This window comes from uncultured Finegoldia sp. (genome assembly GCF_947252345.1).
GTDB lineage: Bacteria > Bacillota > Clostridia > Tissierellales > Peptoniphilaceae > Finegoldia.
This window is the reverse complement of record NZ_CAMXVC010000009.1, coordinates 41,101-47,483: the sequence shown is the minus strand read 5'-3', so window position 1 is coordinate 47,483 and position 6,383 is coordinate 41,101. Positions and strand designations below refer to the sequence as shown.

The 6,383-nt window shown below is 30.1% G+C and carries 7 protein-coding genes; all 7 read right to left on the bottom strand.

Annotated features, from left to right (window positions below; genetic code table 11):
* Positions 1 to 704 (bottom strand): NFACT family protein (locus Q0X02_RS03150; RefSeq protein WP_297811418.1); only part of this gene is annotated, 704 nt, incomplete at its 3' end.
* A 9-nt stretch (positions 705 to 713) separates the two neighbouring features.
* Entirely contained in the window at positions 714 to 1,163 is a 450-nt protein-coding gene (gene smpB / locus Q0X02_RS03145; RefSeq protein WP_297811415.1) for an SsrA-binding protein SmpB, read from the bottom strand.
* A gap of 12 nt (positions 1,164 to 1,175) precedes the next feature.
* The gene (rnr, locus tag Q0X02_RS03140) at positions 1,176 to 3,281 is read right to left on the bottom strand and encodes a ribonuclease R (RefSeq protein WP_297811412.1); all 2,106 of its coding nucleotides are present in this window, start codon (positions 3,279 to 3,281) and stop codon (positions 1,176 to 1,178) included.
* 76 nt (positions 3,282 to 3,357) lie between these two features.
* Complete coding sequence (locus Q0X02_RS03135; RefSeq protein WP_297811409.1) at positions 3,358 to 3,972, bottom strand: ATP-binding cassette domain-containing protein; 615 nt, start codon at positions 3,970 to 3,972, stop codon at positions 3,358 to 3,360.
* Positions 3,959 to 4,642, bottom strand: a complete 684-nt coding sequence (gene modB / locus Q0X02_RS03130) for a molybdate ABC transporter permease subunit (RefSeq protein WP_297811406.1) — start codon at positions 4,640 to 4,642, stop codon at positions 3,959 to 3,961. The genes Q0X02_RS03135 and modB overlap by 14 nt, the downstream gene beginning before the upstream one ends.
* Positions 4,635 to 5,432, bottom strand: a complete 798-nt coding sequence (gene modA / locus Q0X02_RS03125; protein ID WP_297811403.1) for a molybdate ABC transporter substrate-binding protein — start codon at positions 5,430 to 5,432, stop codon at positions 4,635 to 4,637. Before modA ends, modB begins: the two co-directional genes overlap by 8 nt.
* 68 nt (positions 5,433 to 5,500) lie before the next feature.
* A complete protein-coding gene (locus tag Q0X02_RS03120) occupies positions 5,501 to 6,301 on the bottom strand; it encodes a nitroreductase family protein (protein WP_297811401.1) in 801 nt (266 codons plus the stop codon).
* Between the last annotated feature and the right edge of the window lie 82 nt (positions 6,302 to 6,383).

Sequence of the window (6,383 nt, the reverse complement as noted above, 5' to 3'; positions counted from 1 at the left end):
TAGAATAACGGTCTCGTGGGCTCGGAGATGTGTATAAGAGACAGGTATTTGATATCAAAATCCAAATCGGCTCTCAAACAAATTTCCTTGGCTATTGTAGGGGAAAATCCAGTGTAATTTCTATAAAACAACTGTTGAATTTTTGTGTTTTCATTTTCGAACTCACTAGGCAATTTCCCTGATTTTTGTATATTAACTTTATCATCTTGAATAAACTCGTATTTCGTTTTTGGCAAAATTTGTCTAATGCTTTTATTGTCGAAGCTTATTCTCTTTATAGAATCCACTATCATTCGACTTTCTTTTTCAATTAAAATTATGTTTGAATGTTTACCCATTAACTCTATTACTAAGGTAAAATTCATATCATATCCCATTTCATCGCGGCTTTTTATATCTATACCAACTATTCTGTCCATAGATTCTTGATATATATTTGATATAACAGCTCCTTGTAAATATTTGCGCATCAACATACAAAAATTAAACGCCTCGATTGGATTTTTCTTATTTTCATTTGTAAAATGCATCCTCGGTAATGATGAGGATGCAGAAATAAGAAGTTTATAATTTTGTTTATTGTTGTAAATCGTCAAATCCAATTCGTTTTTATCTGGTTGATTTACTTTACTGATTTTGCCACCTATTAATTTTGTTTTTATATCATCTACTACGGATTTTGTTACAATTCCATCAAAACTCATTGTATCTCCTTATCTTCTCATTGCCCTTTGCATATTTCTCAAATCATCTCGTTTTTTAAGTGTATCTCTCTTATCATAGAGATTTTTACCTTTGGCAAGTGCAATCTCAACTTTAATCAATCCATTTTTATCATAAACTCGAAGCGGAATCAATGTGTATCCTTGTTCTTTTGTTTTGCCAATTAATTTTCTGATTTCAGATTTATGCATCAACAATTTTCTCTTTCTTAAGCTATCTACATTGAAAATATTTCCTTGTGTATACGGGCTCACATTCATTGAATATACAAAAACCTCCATATTTTCAATCATACAATAGCTTTCTTTGATTGAAACTTTTCCATTCTTGATTGATTTCACTTCAGTGCCCACTAATTCAATTCCACATTCATATACATCTTCAATAAAATATTCGTGACGTGCTTTTTTATTGTTTGCTAATAATTTTATATCGCTCATTTTAATTCCTTATTAATTTACAAATTCAAAATCTATTTGACGCTTATCCTTATCGCTATTAATAACTTTTACTTTTACTTTTTGTCCAATTTTATATGTTTTTTTAGAGTGTTCTCCATAAACTGTATAATTATTTTCATCGAAAATATAATAATCATCAATCATCGTCTGAAATTGTACTAAACCTTCGATTGTGTTGTCAAGTTGAACAAAAATCCCAAATTTAGTAAGCGAACTTATTACTCCTTCGTACTCATCATTAATATGTTTTTGCATAAATTCTGCAGATTTCATATCAATTGCTTCTCTTTGCGCTTCATCGGCTCTTCTTTCCGTGAGTGAACATTGTTTTGCGATGTCTTTGATGTATTTTATAAACTCTTTTTCATTATTAGTATCTGATTTGTGATTTATAAAATTCTTGACTATTCTATGAATGAACAAATCCGGATATCTTCTTATTGGCGATGTGAAGTGGGTGTAAAACATTGATGACAATCCAAAGTGCATATTCGGCTGTTCACTGTATTCAGCTTTTTGCATCGACCTCAATAACAATGAAGATAGAAGAGGTTTTTCGGGCTTTTCTTCCAACTCGTTTAGTATTTTTTGATAGTCTTTCGAGTAAAGATTTTTTCCCTTCAAATGGTATCCAAAATTGGACAATATTCTTTTAAATGTATTGACTTTTTCCTCGTCTGGCTCTTCATGAACTCTATACAAAAATGGTCTATCCAAATATCCAAAATGTCCCGCAACTGTTTCATTGGTAATTAACATAAATTCTTCAATTATTTTGTTTGCAACTCTTCTTTCTTCTTTTTCCACATCAATTACTCTGGAGTTTTCGTCTAATACAATTTTAGTTTCTGGAAAATCTAAATCTATGCTTCCCCTTTTTTCTCTTCTAGCGCCCAATATCTCATATAAATCTCTCATAACAGAAAGTTTATACTTCAATTCTTCACTGAAATTGGATTTGTTTTTGTTTTCTAAAAAATCTGAAACATTTGTGTAAACCAACCTGTAATTGGAGTTTATGACTGATTCGTAGAACTTATAGTCCAGAGTTTTTCCTGTTGGAGAAATTTTCATTTTCACAGTTAAGCATAATCTATCAACACCGGGATTTAATGAACATATTCCGTTAGATAATTCAATTGGAAGCATAGGAATAACTCTATCTAACATATAAACACTTGTCCCTCTTCTGAAAGCCTCCTTGTCAATAGCTGTGTTTTTCTTAACATAATGGCTTACATCAGCAATATGAACATAAAGAATAAAATTGTTGTCTTCTTTTTCTATGCTTATCGCATCATCAAAATCTTTTGCATCTTTTCCGTCTATTGTCACTGTTAGTAAGTTTCTGAAATCAATTCTGTTCTTTTTATCAGATTCTTCAACATTTTGGTCTATCTCTGAAGCTTGTAATTTTACTTTCTTAGGAAATTCATATGGCAAGTTGTATTGCTTTGCTATAGAGTATATGTCTATTCCTGGTTCATCAAAAGCTCCTAACACTTCAACAATAACACCTTCGGGGTTTTTGTGCTTTTTCGATGGAGTTTTTGTCAATTTTACAACTACTTTATCATTATTCTTTGCAGCATTTTTATTTCCAGCTTGCACAAAAACATCAAATCCATATTTTTTATCATCTGGTATTACAAACCCATATCCCTTTTGTTCATCAAATGTTCCAACAATTTTTTTGTTTTCTCTTGAAATTATTTGAATTACCTTTCCTTCAGCGCTTCTGTTTGCTTTCTTTTCAGTGGTTATCAAAACCAAAACTCTGTCTTTGTGAATAGCTCCATTTAAATCATTTTTTGCGATAAAAATATCATCAACATTTTCATCATCTGGAATAAAATAGCAAAAATCACTTCCTGAACCTTGTAAAACTCCAGTAAATGCTTTTTGCTGAGAAATAGGAATTATATTTAAATTTTTATCTATGATGATTTTATTGTCTTTTTTTAGTTCATCAATTACTTTATGAAATATTTTATAGTCTCTTTTTTCTATATCTAGTTTATGAGCTAACCCATTAAAACTTATCGGTACATAATCTTTTGAATTAACAATATTGAGAACTTTGTGCTTAATCTTCATTAATTACCTCCTAGAAAGTTCTATATTATATTATACACCAAAAAATAAGAAACTACCTAACTAATAACATTAAACACTACTTGATAATGTTTCCTTTGTCTATGAAAATAACTCTATGAGCCAATATTTCTGCCTCTGCTCTATTATGAGTTACCATAATTATTGGTATATCCAAAAATTCCTTAATTTCAATTAGTTCTTCGTAGAATTTGTTTTTGAATTTTTCGTCAATCGAGCTGAATGGTTCATCCATTAGCAAAAGTTTAGGTTTGTTAGCCAAAGCTCTTACTATTGATACTTTTTGTTTTTCCCCACCCGAAAGAGTGTTGGGATAATTTTCCAGTAAATACTCTATCTCCAATTTTTTAATCAGAGAATTAGTGTAATTTTCGTCTGGACTCATAAAAAATATGTTGCTTTTTACACTCATATTCGGAAATAGTGCGTAATCTTGAAAAACATATCCAATATTTCTTTGCTGAGGTTTTAAATTGATTTGATTGGAAAAAAGCACATTTTCATCAAGGATAATCTCTCCTACATCAGGCTTCAACAATCCTGCTATAGAGTTTAATATAGATGTTTTCCCACTTCCTGATTGTCCCATTATGCACGTAATTTCATTATCTACTTGAAATTCAACATCGAGAGAAAAATGATTTAGTTTTTTTATTATTTTACACTTCAGCATTTCTACTCCTTCTTTTTTCAATCCATCGATTTAAAAAATATATCAACGAAAATGAAAATACAACAACTACTATCATTAAAGTATTTGCGATTTTTTGGTCACCACGTTCAACTGCATAATACATAGCAAGTGGAATTGTTTGTGTTTTATATGGAATATTTCCAGCAACCATCATAGTCGCACCAAATTCCCCCAAGCTTCTCGCAAAAGCCAATACCAATCCGCTAATTATTCCAGTATATGACAATGGAATAGCCAATTTGAAAAATATTTTCCATTCGCTAGCACCCATTGTTCTTGCTGCATTTAAAATCTTTTTGTCGATACTTTGAAATGAAGATTTGCAGTTTTGGTACATAAGTGGAAACGAAACTATAACAGAAGCTATCACGCACGCTTTCCACGTGAAAATTATACTCAAATCAAAGTTATCATAAAAAAATTTACCTATCAATCCGTTATTTCCTATTATTAACAAAAGTATATATCCTAAAATGGACGGTGGTAAAACAAGAGGCAATGTAATTATTGCCTCTAGTATACTGCCGTTTTTTTTGTTGTATCTAACCATCAACCAAGCAATTAATATTGACATTATTGATGTTATGATTGTTGCAATTATGGATACCTTTACGCTTATGATAATAGGCATCATAATATCTTTATTCATTTGCTAATTCAAATCCCGCTTCTTTAAAATATCCTTCAGAAATTTTGTTTTGCAAAAATTCATATAATTTATTTTGTAACTCTGAGTTCTTAGAGTAAGTTGTCTTAGTTATTGGGTAAATAATTGGCTTGTGAGAACTTCCATCCACGCTAAATGCAACATCAACTTTGTCATCTGTTATAGCATCAGAAGAATAAACAAATGCAACATCTGCTTCTTTGCTGTCAACAAATCTCAATGTGTCTTTTACATTTTTTCCGTACACGAATTTTGATTGAAGCTTGTCGAGCAAATTGAAGTGTGTCAAACTTTGTTTTGTGTATTGACCAACAGGAACAGTTTCCAATTCAGCTACAGCAATCTTTCCTTTGACATTTTCCAAATCTTCGATTTTTGCAATTTTAACATCAGTTTCTTTGTTTTTAACAATAACTAATTTGTTTTTTAATAAACTCTTTGATTCTTTTACCAAGCCTTTTTCTTCAAGAGCTTTTACTTGTTTTTTTCCGGCTGATACAAATACATCGCAAGGAGCTTTTTGTTCTATTTGTTTTTGTAATTTTCCTGAACTAGCTAAGTTTACATCAACTTTACAATTATTTTCTTTTTCAAATTCAGGAATTATTTTTCCTAGAGATTCTTCAAGAGAAGCCGCTGCAAATAAGCTTACATTTTGAGCTTCAGCCTTTTGTTCAGTTTTCTTTTCTTCTTTATTTTCCTTGTTGTTTTTGGCACAACTTGTCATAATTAAACACCCCACTAACATTAATAATAAAAACTTCTTTTTCATTTCATTATCCTCCTTGAAATAGAACGTTATTTATAAAAAAAGCCTATTTAAAGGCTTTCTTATACTATTTAAAAATTGACAGATGCAATGTATTTGAAATTAGCAGTATCCTTAATATCATCTTTTACTTTCCACTCAACTTCAATGCTATTGTAATGTGCTAATTCTGTGTAATAATACATAACTATACCAGCATCTATTAAATTGTCAATTCCTTTATAATTTTCTATATACATATCAAAATCGTCATTGTTTAGAACAAACCTCCAAGGTTGTTCATTCTTAGTTGAAGGAGCAAATCTCAAATAACTAAACAACTCATCCAAACCATAATTTTCTAGTTTTTCTATGTCAATTGGAGTAGATAATGATTTGTCAAATACAAAATCCTCAACTCCGATTCTTGAACTGAATCTCTTTTTACCGAATCCTAATTCACTTGGAGCGTATCCAAGAGCTAATAAGAAGTCCACATCGCTTTCACCATCAAATGCAGCTTTTTTAGAATCTTCTGATGCTTTTGAAATAGTTACCCAACAACTTCCAACGTTAAGTTCGTCTAGTTTTGTAATCAAATTTTCCAAATAATATGCACCAAAAATCATAGAATCCTCATTGTTTTTATCTGCGTGCATAGAAATATAATGATTAGCTTTAATCATACATCCTTCATATCCACCTTGACCATCAAGTGCATTAAAAATAGCAGAGCCATCTTTGTGTAATTTGTATAATACACCATGAGTTTTTGCTTTGTTATTTATATCAAAAATAATAGATTCTACTTTTTTAATATCATCACTGCTTAAATCTTTTGATTTGAAATCTCTTATAGATTTTCTATTTTCCAAAAATTCATTCATTGACATATAAATTTACCCCTTATCATAATTCTTATATCTTTATAATACTACAAATTGTAGATAATAACAAACATTTTGATATAATAAT